We start from the raw sequence: 18058 nt of genomic DNA, 5'->3' as shown, positions 1-18058 counted from the left end.
AGCCGGGAGCGTCGGGGATCGCTTTGCGGAGCTGTCTGACATGAATTTGTTCTTGAACCGGATCTCGACCCGCCTCGCCGGCCTGCTGGCCGGCGGCCTGCTCATGCTCGCGAGCGCAGGCGTCGCCGCGCAGAGCCTGCCGGTGAGCGTGACCGCCTCCGGCAATCACGCCGATGCGGTGATCGGCACGCCGACCAGCCCGCTCGCCGAACTCAGCCTGGACTTCCAGGACGCCACCGGGCTCAGCCCCGCCAGCCTGGGCGTGAGCGCGCAGCAGGTCAGCCTCGCCGATCCTGCGCTGCTTTCGCGCCTGCCGGATCTCAACCTGCTGGCGCTGCCCAGCGCGTTGCCGTTGATGATCACCATCGAGCCTCCGGCGACGGGTGGCCTCAGCTTCCGCAACACCGGACGCCTGGAGATCCACACCCACGCGATTCCCTACTCCGTCGGCAGTTCCTTCCGCGTGCTGAAGGCGCCGCTGGGCGGCGCGTTCCGCGATGTCACCGACGAGATCGCCCAGGGCAGCGTGCGCGCGCGCACGACCTACGGCGGCTTCTCGCAGTTCCTCATCGTCACCGACCTGCGCACCAGCGCGTCGGTGATCGAGGAAAAGCTCGCATGGCTGCGCGGCAAGGTCGCGGCGCTGCCGCAGTCCGAACGCGGCGCGCTCGACGCCTACCTCAACCAGGCCGAGACCGCGGTCGACAATGCGGACTACACCGCCGCCATCAGCGCCGTCGATGCCTTCCGCGCGCGGGTCCAGGCGCGGGCCGGCCAGTTCATTCCCAACGAGTGGCGCGCGACGCGCGATGTCGACAACCAGGCCGGCAACCTGGTGGCCGGCGCCAACACGCTGCGCTTCAGCGTCGCCTACCTGCGCGACTTCGGCCAATAGCCTCCGCGCGCGTCGCCGGATCGGGTCGTCGCGACCCGGTCCGGCTGCTGCCTGCGTGGCGGACCCCGCGCTAAGATGCCCGCATGCAGGCCCGCCTGATTGCGTATCCGCCCGATGCCGCGGCCGTGAGCCGATGGCTGCAGCCCGACCAGCGGCTGCGCATGGGCCGTGACCCCGAATGCGACCTCGTCATCGCCCATCCTTCCGTCTCGCGCGCCCATGCCGAGATCTACCATCGTGACGGCCGCTGGTGGCTGCGCGACCTGGGCAGCAAGAACGGCACCTTCGTCGACGGCATCGCCGTCACCGACCATCCACTGCCCGCCCAGTGCTGGCTACGCCTGGGGGACAGCTATTGCGATTTCGGCCAACTGGACGAGTCGCAAGCCGCCGCCCTGCGCGGCCGCCAGGCCGACCGGCGCGCACTCTCGCAGGCGATGGCGCTGCGCGTATCGCAGCAGTCGGACCCGGATTCCCTGCCCGCGCATGTGCTGCGCGGCGTGATCGAACTGTCGGGCTGCACGCGCGGCTTCATGCTGCTGGCGAATCCGCGCCTGGGCGACTTCATGGTCTGCGCAAGCCTGCAGCTCGATGCCGGAGCGCTGGACGAACGCGTGTTCTCCGGCAGCGTCGGCGCGGTGGAGCGCGCCATCACGAGCGGCAAGCCGCTGGTCGTCAACAACATTGGCAACGAGGCCTGGTTGTCCGGACGCGCCTCGGTGGTCGCTGGCGGCCTGACGACGCTGGTGTGCCTGCCGCTGTCGGATGGCCGCAATGTGTTCGGCGCGGTTTACGCCGATCGCCGCGGACCGGGCGAACCCATCACCGATTTCGACCTGGAACTGCTCAACGCCTTCGCCGAGAGCGCTTCGCTGTACCTGCTCACACGCCGCGCGATGCAGTCGCTCGACAGTGCCCCGCGCTGGCGCACGCTCGTCGGCCATGCCACGTCTCCGACGCCCATGGACACCTCGACATGAGCGAGCCGACCGCCACCGGCCTCTACGCCCAGCACCAGCACGCGCCCGGCACGGTATTGGCCGGGCGTTTCCGTATCGAGGCGATGCTCGGCATCGGCGGCATGGGCGTGGTCTACCGCGCCACCGACCTTGCGCTGGACATCCCGGTCGCGGTGAAGCTGCTGCGTCCCGAACTCGCCTCGCGCGCCGGCGCCTTCGAGCGTTTCCGCCAGGAACTGCTGATGGCGCGGCAGGTATCGAGCCCGCGTGTCGTCCGCATCCACGACCTGGCCCAGCACGAAGGCCAGTGGCTGATCAGCATGGATTACATCGACGGCGAAGGCCTCGACCGGCGCCTCGACCGCGAAGGCGCGCTCGCGCCCGACGTCGCCGCCGGCATCGCCAGGCAACTGGCGGAGGGGTTGGCCGCCGCGCATGCGCGCGGTGTTATCCACCGCGATCTCAAACCCGCCAACGTGCTCATCGATCGCGACGGCAACGCCTACATCAGCGACTTCGGCGTGGCGCGATCGCTGGCCAGCAACGGACTGACCCAGTCCGGGGCGGTGGTCGGCACCCCCGATTACCTGTCGCCGGAACAGGCGCGCGGCGACGCCATCGATCCGCGCAGCGACCTCTACACGCTGGGGCTGATCCTGTACGAAATGCTCACCGGCGCCATGCCGTTCCAGGGCGGCACGCTGAGCGAGATCCTGGCGCAACGCATGCTGCGTTCGCCGCCGCCGGTGACGCAGGCCAAGCCCCAGACGCCCGCCTGGTTGGCCCGCCTGACCGACCGGCTGCTGCGCGTGCAACCGGCGCACCGACTGCAGAGCGCGGAGGCGGTGGTGCGCGCGATCGATACCCGCGAGGTTCCGCGCGAGTTGGCGCTGACCCGCAGGCATGCCCTGCTCGCTGCGGTGCTCATGGCCGTGCTCGGCGGCGGCGGCTATACGGCATGGCGATATGCCCATCCCCCAACGCCTGCCGGCATTGCCGCCGTGGCGCCCCTGCATCGCGTGCTGGTGATGCCGTTGCGGTCTTCCTCCGGCGCGATCGGCGAAGCGCGTGCCGCAGCGCTCGCCGCCTTGCTACGCAATTCGCTGCAGGCGAGCGCGGGAACCGCGGTGGTCGAAGACGAGCGGACGCACCAGGCGCTGCGCCAACTCGATCCTGCCGGTGCGGCCAGCCTCGACACGAAGGCACTGCAACGCATCGTCGGTGCCGATCGGGTATTGCAGTTGGAGCTGCAGCCGGTGGCCAGGCGCTGGCGTGCCAGCGCGCGACTGCAGCAGGACGGTGCCCGGCCGGCATCGTTCGACGCCATGGGTGACGACCCCACCGCTGCCTTCGCACAATTGGCCAGCACGCCCGCTCTGGCACGCGCGCTGGGGGCACGCGCACCGGCACTCTCCCTCGCGCTGCCGCCCTGCCCGTCGCCGTGCCGCGGCGAGGCGCTGGATGCATACGGCGCGGCGCTGCTGGCCAGGCAACGCAGCGCGCCGGCCGATGCATTGACGTTCGCGCGCAAGGCAACACAACTAGCGCCGGACTTCGCGCCGGCCTGGCTGCTGCAAGCCGACATGGCGCAGGCCGTCGGCGAAGCCGACGCCGCGTACGAAGCGATCGAAGCCGGCCAGCGCAGCGCCGACCAGGCGCGCGCGACCGCTCTGCAACGCCGCTTCCGCGCCGAACGCGCCCTGCTCGATGGCGACCCGCCCGCGGCGGCGGCCGAATGGCGGGCGGAGCTGGCGCAGGCGCCGGACAACACCTTCGCCGAGCTCGGCTACGCCCGCGCGCTCGGCGCGGGCGGCGACTTCAAGGGCGCGATCACCGCGCTGCAGAAGCTGGTGGCGCGCGACGCCAACGATCCACGCGCCTGGTTTGAACTGGGCAAGTTCTCGATCCTCGCCGGCGACGCGCAGAGCGCGGTCGACGAGCATCTCGTGCGCGCCCTCGTGCTCTACAAGCGCAGCGGCAACCGCTATGGCGAAGCCGAAACCGCCAACGCCCTGGGCATCGGCTACGCCCGCCTGGGGCAGACGGCCGATGCCGAGAAGCAGTACCGCGAAGCGGTGGAATTGCGGCGTGCGGTCGGCAACCGTCGCGGCCTGGCCACCAGCCTGCGCAATCTCGGCAATATCCTCAGCCAGCAGGGCAACTTCGACGAGGCCGCGGACGCGCTGAAGCAGGCGGCCGGACTGCACGCGGCGCTGGGCGATCGCGGCGGCCTCGCGGCGGTGGAGAACGAGCAGGGCATCCTGGCCGAGGAGCGGGGCGACTATCCCGCCGCCCTCGCCCACTTCCGCGGCGCGCTGCAGAGCTGGCAGCAACTCGGCGAGAAGGGCGGGACCGCGCAGGCGCTCAACGACATCGGCTTCGCGCATTACCAGCTTGGGGCCTACGACGACGCGCAGGCGTACCTGGTGCAGTCGGCCAACGCCTACCGCGAGCTGGGCGACCAGACCGGCATCATCCGCACGCAGCAGAACCTTGGCCTGCTGGCGATCGCACGCGGCCAGTGGAACGAAGCGCGCCGGCAGATCGAGGGCTCGCTGGCCGCCGCGGAGAAGCAGCAGATGCTCGAGGAGGCCGCGGTGAGCCGGCGCAACCTGGCGGAACTCGAACTGCAACAGGGCCACATCGACAGCGCGATCGAACAGGCGGCCAAGGCCGAAGCCCTGTTCCGCGAGCGCGAAGATGGACGTGGCATCGCCGATGCCGGTCTGCTGCGCGTGCAGGCGTTGCTGGCCGTGCGCGCGGATGCGGAGGCGACCAAGGCGCTGGCCACCCTCGCCGGCGCCATCGCGCAGGCATCCGCGGAACAACAAGGGATTGCCGCGCTGCTGCAGGCGGAGCTTGCGAACCGGGGTGGCGACCGCGTCGCCGCCGCCACCGCCGTCGCCAAGGCCCGGCGGCTCGCACGCGCCTCGGGCGTGAAGCAGCTGCAATTGCAGGTCGCGCTGCAGGAACCATCGCTCCCGCCGATGCTGGATCGCCAGACCGCCGCGCTCGGCAACGTGCCGCTGCGCCTGCGCTATCTGCTGGCCGCGATGCGAAGCGCGGTGGAACGGCGCGATGGCAAGGGCGTGATGGCCGCCTATCGCGAGGCCATGCCGCTGCTGCGCCGGGGCGAATACATCGATGCATGGCGGTTGCATGAACTGGTGCGCGCAAGCTGCATCGACAGCGCAGGGCACGCTTCGTCCTCGTGTGGCGACGCCGCCGATGCCGCCCTCGGCAGGCTGCGCGCGCGCATACCGCTCCCGTTGCGGACGTCGTTCGACAAGTCGCTACCGCCGCGCAGCGGCGGCCTGCCGCTGGCCAACGCCGATGGATGACCTCGATTCCCTGCGCCAGCAGTACCAGGACCTGCTCGAGCGCCTGCAGCGCAACGAGCGCGAATTCCGCCGACTCGGCCGCGCCGTCTGGCGGGTGCAGGAAGACGAGCGCCGGCGCCTCGCACGCGAGCTGCACGACGGCGTCGGCCAGAACCTGACCGCGATCAAGCATCGGCTGGCAGCCATCATCGGCACGCTCCCGGTGGGGAGCACGGACACGCGCGCCGCACTGGAAGCCGCGATCGCCCTGTGCGGCGACACGCTCGAGGACACCCGCCAGCTGTCGCGGCTGCTGCGCCCGCCGGTACTCGACGACCTGGGCCTGGAAGCGGCCTTGCGCTGGCTCGCGCGCAGCCAGGGCGAGGCCAGCGGCCTGGACATCAGCGTCGACATCGAACCCCTGCCGGTGCTGGACACCGACCTGCAGACCCTGCTCTTCCGAGTCGCCCAGGAGGCGCTGAACAACGCCGCCAAGCATGCCCAGGCCGGCAGCGTGCTGGTCCGCTTGGTCGCACGCGCCGGCCTGATCCAACTGCAGGTGGCTGACGACGGGCGGGGCTGCGACCCTGAGGCCGCGTTGCACAGCGGCGGCAGCGGCCTGGGCGGCATGCGCGAACGCCTGCGCCTGTACGACGGGCGGCTGGAGGTGCATTCGACGCCCGGCCAAGGCACGCGCCTGCGCGCGGTGGTGCCGCTGCCCGCGAGCTGACCCAGGCGTCGCCCCGCCTCTGGGAAGCGCCGCCACGGCTTGACGCAACGACCTCGCCACGCGCAGGTTAGCGCGCATGGGGAACCTAGCCGCCGTCCGAGTCCTGATCGCCGACGACCACACGCTGGTCCGCGAATCGCTGGTCAACCTGCTGCAGAGCGCCGGCGACATCCAGGTAGTGGCGCAGGCCTCCGATGGCCTGGAAACGGTAGAGAAGGCCCTCGCCACCCGGCCTGACATCGTCATCACCGACATCTCGATGCCGCACCTCAATGGCATCGAGGTGGTGCGCCGCCTGCGCGAGGCGCTGCCCGAAGCGCGGGTGCTGGTGCTTACCATGCACAGCGAAGACGAATACGTGCTGCAACTGGTACGTGCCGGTGCCTCCGGCTACCTGGTCAAGGACAGTGCCGCGTCCGAACTGCTCGCCGCCATACAGTGCCTGCGCGACGGTCGAGGCTACTTCGGGCCGCAGGCGGCGCGCATCCTCGCCGAGCAACTGCAGAATCCGGAACGCCAGGTCGATGATCCGTACGGCCGGCTCACGACGCGCGAGCGCGAGGTCTTCCACCTCATCGCCGAGGGCATGACCACCAAGGAAATCGCCCGCGCCCTGGACATCAGCGCCAAGACCGCCGAGAACCATCGCGCCCGCGTGCTCGACAAGGTCGGCGTGCGCAACACCGCCGAACTGGTGCGGTTCGCCCTGCGCAAGGGCCTGCTGGACTGAATCGCCGCGCGCGATTGAGCGTTTGTTGCCCAAAAAAACGAACGCCCCCGAAGGGGCGTTCGCGCTACAGCCGATTGAAGCTTGGATCAGCGGCCCGGCACGCGGCAGCAGTTGGCGCGGGCCTGCATCGTCTGCGAGGCGCCCGAGGTGTTGCGGCCGTTGACCAGCCAGCTCGTGCTGCCCTGCGGATACGACTCGCTCGTGGTCATGTCGGTGCTGCCGCCCGGCACGCGCACGCCGCCGCCAGAGACCGCGTAGCCGGTCGGACACGTTGCGGTGAGCGAATAAGCCGCGCCGGCCGCGACCTGCGACTGGGTGCCGTTGGCGGTGATGCACTCCAGTGCGCCAGCCACCGGGGCCATGAAGTAGCCAGCGATGTCGGCGACGACGTCGGTTTCGCCGTTGGCGTAGATCGAGAAGTCGAAGGGCTGGCCGAGGGTCTGCTTGACGATGACCTCGTTGCCCTTGATGTCGCCCACGTTGTAGTTGAGCTGCGAGGCCAGCGGGCGCTCGACGCCATACGGGTAAAGGGTCAGGTAACCCTGGCGCTTCACGTCGACGACGGTCACGTTGACCAGGACCGCGGAAGCGTCAGCCGGCACGCTGCAGTCGGTATCGGAACCACCCTGGGCCATGAAGTCCAGGCCCGACGAATTGAAGTCGCGGACCCCATCGGTGGCGATGGCACCGCCCGAGAGGCGCGTGTCGAGGATTCGGCAGGGCGTGATGGACGTGAACACCAGGTCGGAGGACGGGCTGCCCAGCGCCTGGATCACGGCGAGCGAACCGTCCGACTTGGCCATCTGGTCGATGATGGCCTGGTCAGTCGTGCGCTGGCCGACCAGCGTGGCCATCATGCCTTCGTAGGTCGTCATCTGCGCGGCGCGCTTCATGTTGTTGACGTCCGCCTGGGCGAACAGCGGGCCCATGGCGCGCGACCAGGCGGTCGGGCTGGTGCGGTGGACCTGCTGCACGTAGCCAGCCCACTTGCGAATGATCTGCGCAGCCGCCTGGCCGCGTTCCGTCACGGGAACGTAGGACCCGGCACCCGGACGGGCAGCCGTGACGGTGGCGGTGGTGGCGATGGCGGCGGTCGCCGCGAGCACAGCAGAAATTGCGATCAGACGGACTTTCATATCGGGCTCCCCTATGCCCCCATTGGTGCGGCCATGCTATGCCGGCAGGGCAAGTGGGAACACCGTCACATTCGTGCAATTCCAAAGCGTGACGCCCCTCACAATTGGCAACTTGTGACGGACAGGGTCATGGACCCGCGCCCCGCCTTGTGTCTGGAGTGGCGCGCAGAGCCGGACTGGCGGCGCTCAACGGCCCACGTCCTTACGAACGGCATCTTTTTCGCGACGAACGGCTCACATATCGCGCCGATTTCACACGGCTCTCGCCAATTCGCAACATCGAGCGCAGCCGTGCGCACCCCGCGCGCCCTCCCGACATGCCAACGCCCCGAAGGGGCGTCGGCATGTCGTGCGTCCCGTCCGTCAGCGCCCAGGCACCCGGCAACAGGTGACGCGCGTCTTGATGATCTGGGTCGCGCCGGAGGTGTTGCGACCCGAGGTATGCCAGCCGGTGGTGCCAATCGGATGGGACTCGCTCGTGGTCATGTCGTCGCTGCCCGCGGGAATATCCAGGCCGCCGCCGACGCCGGAGAAGCCCGTCGGACAGGTGGCCGAGAGATCCCAGCCGTCGCCTGCCGCTACCGTAGTTGTCGCGCTCGTCGCCGACACGCATTCGAACGCCGTTGCCACGGGCGCCATGAAATAACCGGCGACGTCTGCGACGACATGGGTAGCGCCGTTTGCATACACAGAGAAGTCGTAGGGCTGGCCGAGAGTCTGCTTCACGATCACCTCGTTCCCCTTGATGTCGCCGATCACATAGTTCAACTGCGAGGCCAGCGGTCGCGCCGTTCCAAACGGGTACAGCGTGAGGTAACCCTGTCGCGTCGGGTCGACGACGGTGACGTTCATCAGGATCGCGGACGCATCGGCGGGAATCCCGCAATCGCCGCCATCTCCGCCCTGGGCAAGGAAATCGGTGCCGGACGAGTTGAAGTCGCGCACCGAGTCCGTGGCGATGGGTCCGCCAGCCAGTCGGGTATCGATGATCCGGCACGGCGGAATCGCCGTGTAGACCAGGTCGGAAGACGGACTGCCGAGCGACTGGATGACCCCCAGGGAGCCGTCCGACTTGGCCATCTTGTCGATGATTTCCCGGTCCGTGATCCGCTGGCCCAGCAGGGTGGCCATCATGCCTTCATAGGTTGTCATCTGTGCCGCGCGCTTCATGTTGTACAGGTCCGCCTGCGCGAACAGCGGGCCCATGGCGCGCGCCCAGGCAACCGGGGCGGTGTGGTGCACGTGTTGAACATACCCGGCCCATTTCCGCACGATCTGCGCGGCCGCCTGCCCGCGTTCGGTCACGGGAACGTAGCCAGCTGCAGCAGGTCTTGCGGCTGTCGCGGATGTGGCGGCGATAGCGGCGCCGGCAGCCAGGACGGCAGAAACTGCAATCAGACGAGCTTTCATAGAACCCCCCAGAGATGCCCCAATGGCATCGCAAGGCTAGAAATGCGCTGCGTTTGAGTGACGTGAAGGATTGAAACCGCCTGGGGCCGCGCCTAAGTGGCAGGTTGTGACGCAACCGCGCACGGCACCTCGTCGCACCTCGCGCGCGGACTGACGCAAATCGTTAGGCGCGCACGCCATGTGCTTCGTGCCTCCGACGACTGGATGTGAGGGGAAGACGAACGGCCCGCGCATGGCGAGCAACTCGACGCCCACCGCGAAGGGCTGCAATGGACGGACCATCCGTCCGTGAGCCGCGGACACGCGCACAATGGCTGGAAAATGGCCGGCTTCGCTTCTTCCACGCGTTGTATGCTCACCTTCCAATCACGATGGAGGCGGCGGGCATGAAAGCAGGATCGTGGATGCGTGGCGTTGCAATCGCGGCGACCCTGCTGCTGGCGGCCTGCTCACACGGCCCGGTGCGCCGCGTTTCCGAGCCCTCCGCGCAGGTCCAGCAGCTCACCGTGCGTGGCGATGGGCGCTGGTCGGTCGAGCTGCGGATAGAGAACTTCAGCAGCATCCCGATGCGTTTCGACGCGGTCGACCTGGTGCTCGCGTTCGGAGATGACGAGGCGGGCCATGTCACCGCGCAGCCGGCGATTTCCATCGGCCCGGAGTCGGCCGACGTGTTCACCACCGTCCTGACGCCCCAGGCCGCCGGCAAGCTAGCCGTTGCCGACGCACTCGCCGGCGGCCGCAGCATTGCCTACACGCTGAGCGGCACGATCACCGCAACGCCGGACGAAAAGCGCCAGCGAAGCTTCACCATCAAGCGCGGCAGCGAGCTCAATCCCGCCCCTGGACTTCCCGGCGTGCTGCGCTGATCGGTCAGCCAGCCGCTCACGCCGCTTGAAGTCCCGGCTCTAGATCGCCGAAGCAGACTTCGGCACACCGGCCTCGCCGGTCAACCATTCGCAACCTACGGCAGCCGACATGAGCACTTACAAAGCACCCCTCAGCGACATGCGCTTCGTGCTGTACGACATGCTCGGCGCCGAACAGGAATATGCCCGCCTCGGCCACACCGAAGCCACGCGCGACGTGCTCGACGCCGTGCTCGACGAAGCCGCGCGCTTCACCGAGACGGTCCTCGCGCCGCTCAACGAGACCGGCGATCGCATCGGCTGCAGGTTCGACAAGGACACTGGCGCGGTCGCCACGCCGCCCGGTTTCAAGCAGGCGTATGCCCAATTCATCGATGGCGGCTGGACCGGCCTGGTCTCGCCGGTGGAATTCGGCGGGCAGGGACTTCCCTACAGTGCCGGCGTGCCGCTGAAGGAGATGATCGACGCGGCGAACCTGGCCTGGGGCAACTTTCCCCTGCTCTCGCACGGCGCCACCGACGCGCTGCTGCACCACGGCGAGGACTGGCAGCGCGAGGTCTTCCTCAAGCCGCTGGTGGACGGTCGCTGGACCGGGACGATGTGCCTGACCGAGCCGCACTGCGGCACCGACCTCGGCCTGCTCAAGACCCGGGCCGTGCCGAACACCGACGGGTCGTATTCCATCACCGGCACCAAGATCTTCATCACCGCCGGCGAGCACGACATGACCGAGAACATCGTGCACCTGGTGCTCGCCAAGCTTCCCGATGCGCCCGCCGGCAGCAAGGGGATCTCGTTGTTCATCGTGCCCAAGCGCAAGGTCGCGCGCGACGGCGCGATCGGCGATGCAAACGCGGTGCGCTGCGGCAGCATCGAGCACAAGATGGGCATCCACGGCTCGGCGACGTGCGTACTGAACTTCGACGGCGCGCAGGGCTACCTGATCGGCCAGCCGAACAAGGGCCTGATGGCGATGTTCACCATGATGAACACTGCGCGCCTCGGTGTCGGGGTGCAGGGCCTGGGCTTGTCCGACCGCGCCTGGCAGAACGCCTTGCGCTATTCGCGCGAGCGGCTGCAGGGTCGATCCCTGGCCGGCGCCAGGTTCCCCGACAAACCGGCCGATCCGATCATCGTCCAGCCTGACGTGCGCCGCATGCTGCTGACCTGCAAGGCCTTGGTCGAAGGTGGTCGCGCACTCAGCTACTACGCGGGACTCCAGGTCGATGTGTCCGAGCGTGCGCCGACCGAAGAAGAGCGCCAGCGCGCCGATGCGCTGGTTGGTTTCCTCACCCCGATCGTCAAGGCCTGCCTCACCGAGTGGGGCGTGGAATGTACCTACCAGGCGCTGCAGTGCTTCGGCGGGCACGGCTACATCGCCGAGCACGGCATGGAGCAGCTCGCCCGCGATGCGCGCATCACCACGCTGTACGAAGGCACCACCGGCATCCAGGCACTGGACCTGCTCGGCCGCAAGATCATGCAGCTGCAGGGCGCGGGACTGAAGATCTTCCTCGGCATGATCACGCAGTTCTGCGACAGCGAGTCCGGCAACGAGGGCGTCGCCGAATTCATCGGCCCGCTGCGCGAGAAAGTCGCGCAATGGCAGCAGCTGACCCTGCAGGTGGGACAGCGCGCCATCGCGAGTCCGGAGGAAATCGGCGCGGCGTCCTACGACTACCTGATGTATTCCGGATACGTGACCCTTGCCTACTGGTGGGCGCGCAGCGTGGCGGCCGCGCATGCCTCGTCGCATCCGGACGCATTCAAGCAGGCAAAGCTGGAAACCGCGCGCTTCTACTTCGCGCGGATCCTGCCGCGCACGCTGGCCCACGCTGCGGCGATGGCAAGCCCCGCCAGCACGCTGACGGCGCTCGAGGACACGGCGTTCGACGCCTGAGCGGCGGCATCCGCTTGCGCATTCATGCGCAAGCGGGAATGTCCGGCCGCTCGCGCATTCGGCACCGCGGGTACACAAAACGTAAACATAGGCGTATAAGCTGGTTTCCCAATGGAGACCGACAGAGCCAACCTGAGGCTGGTCCGAACTGGAACCCGTGCGGCGGACATGCTCGCGCGAGATCCAGCCCTCCATTCGACGCCCGAATTTGTTGCCCGACCCTCTACGGACCGCCTCAATGCGGTCCGTTTGCTTTCTCTGGATGCCCACGGCCGCGTCCTCGACTGGATGAGCTGGCAGGACGCTGCCTGTCTCTATGCGCGCGGCGCCGTGGCCTGGACGCTCGGCGATCCATGCCTGCAGGTGCACGGCGGCACCTGCCGCAGCACCGGCACGCAGAGCCTCATCGAGCTGCACCCCATCGTCGCTGCCCGCGGTCATGCGCGAGCACACGCGCTGGATCCGACGCCCGCGCTCACCAATGCCGCCCTCTTCGCGCGAGATGCCTACCTGTGCCTGTATTGCGGGCATGACTTCAACCGCCCGCACCTCACCCGCGACCACGTCTTGCCGGTGTCCAAGGGCGGACGCGACGTCTGGGAAAACGTGGTCGCGGCCTGCTTCCAGTGCAATTCGCGCAAGGGCAACCGCACGCCGCAGCAGGCCGGCATGCCTCTGCTCGCGGTGCCGTACCGCCCGAGCTGGGTCGAACACCTGATCCTCAGCAACCGCAACATCCTCGCGGACCAGATGGCGTTCCTGAAGGCACAGCTGCCCAAGCGCAAGCGACCGGAGCTGGCGGTCCAATAGCCCGATTCAACGCGCGGCAACCGGCGGCCGGCGGCCCGGGCGAGCGGACTGGAGCCGCATCTGCGCGAAGTACGTCACAAGCTGACGTTGACCGCGCGTTGACGGCCCCCTGCCACCGCGCAACACTCGCCGCCTGTCATATTCGCGAGAAGACCGGAACATGCTCCCGACGTTCGGCCTGACCGGCATGGATGCCAACACGGAAACCGCCCTGAAATCCGCCTTCGCCGAGGCGAGCATGCGCCTGGGCGGCCGCTGGCCGCTGGTGTCCGAGCAGGACGCGACGCACGTCGTGGTCGACATGGACAGCATGTACGGCCCGATGAGCTGGCTGCGCCTGCATGGCGCCGGCAAGGTGGTGATCGGCCTCACCTCCGCACCTCGCGCGCAAACCGACTTCCGCCTTGGCAAGCCGTTCAACGCCGAATCGGTCGCCGAGCTGCTGCACCAGATCGCTCCGTCCGAAGGCGCCCCGCATGGCGTCACGCCCGCGCCCGCGCCGCAGCACCAGCTGCCGGAAGAACTCGCCAAGCCGGTGAGCGAAGAAGCTGCCGCTCCGGACCAGCCTTCTTCCGCCGCCGTAAGCGCCACGCTGGATACGCCCGCCGCACCGCCGCCGCCACGCGTGGAAGCGCCCAGCGCCGCACCGCCCGCTCCCAGCGCTACGGCTCCGGTCATCGAGACGCCGGCGCCGGCACCGCAGGCTCCGCCCGCCCCGCCGCGCGATCGCACCCTGATCGACTGGCTCGCGCCGGGACAGCTCAACGGCCGTGTGCGCCTTCAGAGCGGCGGCACGGGCGTGCTGCTCGATCTCGATAACCATCAGTACTTTGGCCCGGCGACGCTCAAGCCGTTGACCTCCCACGTCGAGTCCGTGCTCAAGGCCGACGATTTCGTCGCGGTTGACGCGGCGACCTGGACCAACGAATCCACCATGCACGGCGCGGCCCAGCCGCTGGCGCGACTGCTGTGGTTCTGCGCCCTGCAGGCCGGCAAGGGCAAGCTGATGCCCGGCTTCGACGCCAATGCCCAGTACCGCCTGCTGAAGTGGCCGCAGACCGAACGTGAGTTCCCGAAGCACTTCCGCATCGCCACCGCGATGATGAAGGGACCGGCCACGCTGGAAGAAGTGAGCGCCGCTTGCGGCGTGCCGGTTACGGATGTCGCCGACTTCGTCAACGCGAACCTCGCCACCGGCTACGCCGAGCCGTATCGCGAGCCGGAGCCCGAGCCCGAACCGCAGAAGTCCGGCGGCCTGTTCGGGCGCCTGCGCGGGCGCTGATTCACTCTCAAGGCGGGCGCTGCCCCGCCATTGATGCGATGCGCTGTCCGAACGAGGGTCAGGACCGCTCCTGCGGCGGTTCGGAGCGTGCGCGAGCCGCCAATCAGCCAGTAGAGCCCGGAACCGGGCATGACCAGCCGCGCGCGCGGCCCCATCTTTCCTGCCGCATCGGTTGTCCCGCGGCCGCGCGGGCGGGACAATGACCGACTTGCCATTCGCGCCGTCGTGGCCGGCTTCCCCCAGGCACGTCCCCCCGCATGATCGATCCGCAGCGTTATCCACGTCTCTCCCGCATCCAGGTTCCAGCCGACCTGCGCCAGTTCCCGGAAGAAGAACTGCGCGCGATCGCGGATGAACTGCGGGCGTACCTGATCGAACAGGTGGCGATGGTCGGCGGCCATTTCGGCGCCGGGCTGGGCGTGATCGAGCTGACCGTCGCCCTGCACTGGCTGTTCGAGACCCCGGTCGACCGCCTGGTCTGGGACGTGGGCCACCAGTGCTACCCGCACAAGATCCTCACCGGCCGCCGCGACAGCATCCACACGGTCAAGCAGAAGGACGGCGTGGCGCCGTTCCCCAAGCGCGAGGAATCCGAGTACGACACCTTCGGCGTGGGCCATTCGTCCACCTCGATCTCTGCCGCGCTCGGCATGGCGGTTGCGCTGCAGCGCGCGGGCGATGACCGCAAGGTCGTGGCGGTGATCGGCGATGGCGCGATGACCGCGGGCATGGCCTTCGAGGCGCTGATGCACGCCGGCGGCATGGGCGATGCGAATGGAGGCAGCGAACCGAACCTGCTGGTGGTCCTCAACGACAACCAGATGTCGATCTCCGAGAACGTCGGCGGGTTGACCAAGATGCTCGGCCGCCTCACCGGCAGCCGCACGCTCAACGCCATCCGCGAAGGCGGCAAGCGGCTGCTTGGCGACAAGCACGGCGCGCCCGCCAAGTTCGTCAAGCGCTGGGAAGAGCACTGGAAGGGCATGTTCGTGCCGTCCACGCTGTTCGAGGAAATGGGCTTCCACTACACCGGTCCCATCGACGGCCACGACATCGGCGCGTTGCTGGGGGCGATGAAGACGCTGAAGACCCTCAAGGGCCCGCAACTGCTCCACATCATCACCACCAAGGGCAAGGGCTACGAGCTCGCCGAGGACGACCAGATCGGCTACCACGCGGTCGGCCCGTTCGATCCGAGCAAGGGCCTCGTCGCCAAGACGGGCGCGAAGAAGCCGACCTATACCGACGTCTTCGGCGAGTGGCTGTGCGACATGGCCGCCGCCGATCCCAAATTGATGGGCATCACCCCGGCGATGCGCGAAGGCTCCGGCCTGGTCCGCTTCAGCAAGGAATTCCCCGAGCGCTACTTCGACGTCGCCATCGCCGAGCAGCACGCGGTGACGCTGGCCGCCGGCATGGCCTGCGAGGGCGCCAAGCCGGTGGTCGCGATCTACTCCACGTTCCTGCAGCGCGGCTACGACCAGCTCGTGCACGACGTGGCGATCCAGGACCTCGACGTGCTGTTCGCGATCGACCGGGGCGGCGTGGTTGGCCCCGATGGCGCGACCCACGCCGGCAACCTCGATCTCTCGTACCTGCGCTGCGTGCCCAACATGGTCGTGATGGCGCCGGCCGACGAGAACGAATGCCGGCAGATGCTCTCCACCGGCCATCGCTACCAGGGCCCGGCCGCAGTGCGTTATCCGCGCGGCACCGGCCCGGGCGTGGCCGTGCAGCCCACGCTGGACACGATGCCGATCGGCAAGGGCGAACTGCGGCGGCGCGGCACGCGCATCGCCCTGCTCGCGTTCGGCGCGATCGTGCCGGCGGCGGTGGCGGTCGGCGAGGAACTCGGCCTGACCGTGGCCAACATGCGCTTCGTCAAGCCGCTGGACCGCGAGCTGGTGCTGGAACTGGCGAAGACCCACGACGGCTTCGTCACCCTCGAGGACAACGTGGTCGCCGGCGGCGCCGGCGCGGGTGTAGCCGAACTGCTGGCGGCCGAAGGCATCGTCCTGCCGATGCTGCACCTGGGCCTGCCCGACGCGTTCCAGCACCACGCCAGCCGCGAGCAGCTGCTGGCTGAAGCCGGCCTCGACGCCGCGGGCATCCGCGCCGCGGTGCTGGCGCGCTGGCCGCAACTGGCGGCAACGCAGGCTCGCAGCGCCGCGCTCTGAACCCTGCCGTCGAAACGCCGCGTCATCGCGCGGTCATCGGCCTGAAACCGGCGCGACACGCCGCCTGCGCAAGCTCCCCAAAACCGGGAGCTGCGCATGCGCTACGCGATCGTCACCGAGACCTACCCGCCGGAAATCAATGGCGTCGCCCTTACCGTGCAAGGTCTGGAACAGGGACTGCGCGGCCGCGGGCATGAGGTCTCGCTGGTGCGCCCGCGCCAGGTGAACGAAGGCGCCGACGCGACCGGCGCCGAACACGAATTCCTCGTCCGCGGCGCGCCGCTGCCCCGCTATCCGGGCCTGCGCTTCGGGTTGCCGGCCACGCGCAAGCTCGTCGCGCAGTGGCAAGAATCACGGCCGGACGCCATCTACGTGGCCACGGAAGGCCCACTGGGATGGTCGGCATTGCGCGCCGCGCGGCGCTTGGGCATCCCCGCATCGACTGGCTTCCACACCCGCTTCGATCAGTACATGCGCGACTACGGCGCGGCGTTCCTGGCGCAGACGGCGTTGCGCTGGATGCGGCGCTTCCACAACCGCGCCGATGCGACCCTGGTGCCGACGCGCGAACTGCAACGCTTCCTGCAGGATCACGGCTTCAACGACGTGGTGCTGCTGCCACGCGCGGTGGACACGCAGCTGTTCGATCCGGCACGCCGCGATCCCGCCCTGCGCGCGCAATGGGGCGTGGGCGAGGACGGCCTCGTCGCGATCTACGTCGGCCGCATCGCCGCCGAGAAGAACCTCGACCTGGCGGTGCGCGCCTTCCGCGAACTGCAGAAGGTCCGTCCGGACGCACGCTTCGTCTGGGTCGGCGACGGCCCCGCGCGCGCCAGGATCCAGCACGACAATCCCGATTTCGTCTTCTGCGGCATCCAGCGCGACGAGGCGCTGGCCCGGCATTTCGCCAGCGGCGACCTGTTCGTGTTTCCTAGCCACAGCGAGACCTTCGGCAACGTCACCCTCGAGGCCATGGCCAGCGGCGTGCCGACCATCGCCTTCGACTACGGCGCCGCACGCGAGCACCTGCGCGACGAGGTCCATGGCGCCGCGATCGCCGACGGCGATGACGATGGCTTCGTGCGCGCGGTCGTGCGCATCGGCAGCGAACCGGTGCTGCGCGCCGCGATGGGCCGGGCCGGCCGCGAGGCAATGGCCGGGCTGCATCCGGAGCAGGTGGCGGCCGATTTCGACGCGCTGCTGCAGAGCCTGGCGGACGCAGGCGCGCGCACCAGCACCTTCGACACCGATCCGCAGGCCGACCGGGAGATCGCATGAAGACCACCGTGCCAAAACGCTTCCTTGCGAACGAATCGGGCTGGTGCCTGCGCGCCAACCGCTTGGGCGAACCCGATGGATCGCGCGCCTACTTCGCCGCCGTCAGCCGCTTGGGCGACGGCGTGTTCTGGTACGGGCTGATGGCGGCGCTGGTCGTCGTCGACGGCGTGGAAGGGCTCGCCGCTTCCGCCCACCTCGCCGCCACCGGCCTGATCGCGCTCACGCTGTACAAGCTGCTCAAACGCTGGACGCGGCGACCGCGACCGTTCGCCAGCGATGCGCGCATCCGCGCATGGGTGGCGCCACTGGACGAGTTCTCGTTCCCGTCCGGTCACACCCTGCACGCGGTCGCCTTCACCGTGGTCGCCCTCGCCCACTACCCGCTGCTGGCGTGGTTGCTGATTCCCTTCACCGCCAGCGTCGCGGTGTCGCGGGTCGTGCTGGGCCTGCACTACCCGAGCGACGTGCTCGCCGCGACCGGCATCGGCGTGTCGTTGGCCGGCCTGTCGCTGTGGCTGGTGCCCGGCGTGTCGCTGTTGGCCTGAAACAGGCAATGGGGCACGAC

At 68.9% G+C, this 18058-nt stretch carries 14 protein-coding genes; 12 read left to right on the top strand and 2 right to left on the bottom strand.

Annotated elements, in window-relative coordinates:
* The first annotated feature begins 40 nt into the window (after positions 1–40).
* The 5 genes from BP05_RS14985 (at position 41) to BP05_RS14965 (ending at position 6634) form a co-directional block, all read left to right on the top strand.
* Entirely contained in the window at positions 41–895 is an 855-nt protein-coding gene (locus tag BP05_RS14985) for a DUF6689 family protein (RefSeq protein WP_496364884.1), read from the top strand.
* An 83-nt stretch (positions 896–978) separates the two neighbouring features.
* A complete protein-coding gene (locus tag BP05_RS14980) occupies positions 979–1875 on the top strand; it encodes an FHA domain-containing protein (RefSeq protein ID WP_496364882.1) in 897 nt (298 codons plus the stop codon).
* On the top strand, positions 1872–5195 hold the full coding sequence (locus tag BP05_RS14975) for a protein kinase domain-containing protein (protein ID WP_496364880.1): 3324 nt from the start codon (positions 1872–1874) through the stop codon (positions 5193–5195). The genes BP05_RS14980 and BP05_RS14975 overlap by 4 nt, the downstream gene beginning before the upstream one ends.
* A complete protein-coding gene (locus tag BP05_RS14970) occupies positions 5188–5904 on the top strand; it encodes a sensor histidine kinase (protein ID WP_496364878.1) in 717 nt (238 codons plus the stop codon). Before BP05_RS14975 ends, BP05_RS14970 begins: the two co-directional genes overlap by 8 nt.
* Before the next feature lie 76 nt (positions 5905–5980).
* Positions 5981–6634, top strand: a complete 654-nt coding sequence (locus BP05_RS14965; RefSeq protein ID WP_496364876.1) for a response regulator — start codon at positions 5981–5983, stop codon at positions 6632–6634.
* 86 nt (positions 6635–6720) lie between these two features.
* Here the strand turns inward: BP05_RS14965 and BP05_RS14960 are convergent, their stop codons facing one another.
* Both BP05_RS14960 and BP05_RS14955 read right to left on the bottom strand, forming a co-directional pair.
* Positions 6721–7770: a hypothetical protein gene (locus BP05_RS14960; protein WP_496364874.1), complete on the bottom strand. Its 1050-nt coding sequence runs from the start codon at positions 7768–7770 to the stop codon at positions 6721–6723.
* A gap of 363 nt (positions 7771–8133) precedes the next feature.
* Positions 8134–9180 carry a hypothetical protein gene (locus BP05_RS14955; RefSeq protein ID WP_496364872.1) on the bottom strand — a complete coding sequence of 349 codons (1047 nt, stop codon included), beginning with the start codon at positions 9178–9180 and terminating at the stop codon, positions 8134–8136.
* 386 nt (positions 9181–9566) lie between these two features.
* Between BP05_RS14955 and BP05_RS14950 the strand changes: the two genes are divergently transcribed.
* The 7 genes from BP05_RS14950 to BP05_RS14920 all read left to right on the top strand — a co-directional run bounded on the left by BP05_RS14950 (position 9567) and on the right by BP05_RS14920 (position 18038).
* Entirely contained in the window at positions 9567–10046 is a 480-nt protein-coding gene (locus tag BP05_RS14950; RefSeq protein ID WP_496364870.1) for an LEA/WHy family protein, read from the top strand.
* A 109-nt stretch (positions 10047–10155) separates the two neighbouring features.
* Positions 10156–11946: an acyl-CoA dehydrogenase C-terminal domain-containing protein gene (locus BP05_RS14945; protein WP_496364868.1), complete on the top strand. Its 1791-nt coding sequence runs from the start codon at positions 10156–10158 to the stop codon at positions 11944–11946.
* Positions 11947–12057: 111 nt separating this feature from the next.
* Positions 12058–12756: an HNH endonuclease gene (locus BP05_RS14940; protein WP_496364866.1), complete on the top strand. Its 699-nt coding sequence runs from the start codon at positions 12058–12060 to the stop codon at positions 12754–12756.
* 160 nt (positions 12757–12916) lie between these two features.
* On the top strand, positions 12917–14038 hold the full coding sequence (locus BP05_RS14935; protein ID WP_496364864.1) for a hypothetical protein: 1122 nt from the start codon (positions 12917–12919) through the stop codon (positions 14036–14038).
* Between the two features lie 257 nt (positions 14039–14295).
* The gene (dxs, locus tag BP05_RS14930; RefSeq protein WP_496364862.1) at positions 14296–16215 is read left to right on the top strand and encodes a 1-deoxy-D-xylulose-5-phosphate synthase; all 1920 of its coding nucleotides are present in this window, start codon (positions 14296–14298) and stop codon (positions 16213–16215) included.
* Positions 16216–16311: 96 nt separating this feature from the next.
* Positions 16312–17493 (top strand): glycosyltransferase family 4 protein, encoded by a 1182-nt coding sequence (locus BP05_RS14925; protein WP_496364860.1) that lies wholly within the window; start codon positions 16312–16314, stop codon positions 17491–17493.
* Entirely contained in the window at positions 17490–18038 is a 549-nt protein-coding gene (locus BP05_RS14920; protein ID WP_496364858.1) for a phosphatase PAP2 family protein, read from the top strand. Before BP05_RS14925 ends, BP05_RS14920 begins: the two co-directional genes overlap by 4 nt.
* Positions 18039–18058: the final 20 nt, after the last annotated feature.

Source organism: Lysobacter oryzae DSM 21044 (genome assembly GCF_059568595.1).
The sequence above is the reverse complement of the archived record's forward strand: the minus strand, read 5'-3'. Positions and strand labels throughout refer to the sequence as shown.

What these genes read in the sequence shown, in the direction of transcription:
- BP05_RS14940 (WP_496364866.1), top strand. Translation starts at nt 12,058, where the DNA reads ATGGAGACCGACAGAGCCAACCTGAGGCTGGTCCGAACTGGAACCCGT.
- BP05_RS14955 (WP_496364872.1), bottom strand. Translation starts at nt 9,180, where the DNA reads ATGAAAGCTCGTCTGATTGCAGTTTCTGCCGTCCTGGCTGCCGGCGCC.
- BP05_RS14960 (WP_496364874.1), bottom strand. Translation starts at nt 7,770, where the DNA reads ATGAAAGTCCGTCTGATCGCAATTTCTGCTGTGCTCGCGGCGACCGCC.
- BP05_RS14950 (WP_496364870.1), top strand. Translation starts at nt 9,567, where the DNA reads ATGAAAGCAGGATCGTGGATGCGTGGCGTTGCAATCGCGGCGACCCTG.
- BP05_RS14935 (WP_496364864.1), top strand. Translation starts at nt 12,917, where the DNA reads ATGCTCCCGACGTTCGGCCTGACCGGCATGGATGCCAACACGGAAACC.
- BP05_RS14975 (WP_496364880.1), top strand. Translation starts at nt 1,872, where the DNA reads ATGAGCGAGCCGACCGCCACCGGCCTCTACGCCCAGCACCAGCACGCG.
- BP05_RS14965 (WP_496364876.1), top strand. Translation starts at nt 5,981, where the DNA reads ATGGGGAACCTAGCCGCCGTCCGAGTCCTGATCGCCGACGACCACACG.
- dxs (WP_496364862.1), top strand. Translation starts at nt 14,296, where the DNA reads ATGATCGATCCGCAGCGTTATCCACGTCTCTCCCGCATCCAGGTTCCA.
- BP05_RS14980 (WP_496364882.1), top strand. Translation starts at nt 979, where the DNA reads ATGCAGGCCCGCCTGATTGCGTATCCGCCCGATGCCGCGGCCGTGAGC.
- BP05_RS14925 (WP_496364860.1), top strand. Translation starts at nt 16,312, where the DNA reads ATGCGCTACGCGATCGTCACCGAGACCTACCCGCCGGAAATCAATGGC.
- BP05_RS14985 (WP_496364884.1), top strand. Translation starts at nt 41, where the DNA reads ATGAATTTGTTCTTGAACCGGATCTCGACCCGCCTCGCCGGCCTGCTG.
- BP05_RS14920 (WP_496364858.1), top strand. Translation starts at nt 17,490, where the DNA reads ATGAAGACCACCGTGCCAAAACGCTTCCTTGCGAACGAATCGGGCTGG.
- BP05_RS14945 (WP_496364868.1), top strand. Translation starts at nt 10,156, where the DNA reads ATGAGCACTTACAAAGCACCCCTCAGCGACATGCGCTTCGTGCTGTAC.
- BP05_RS14970 (WP_496364878.1), top strand. Translation starts at nt 5,188, where the DNA reads ATGGATGACCTCGATTCCCTGCGCCAGCAGTACCAGGACCTGCTCGAG.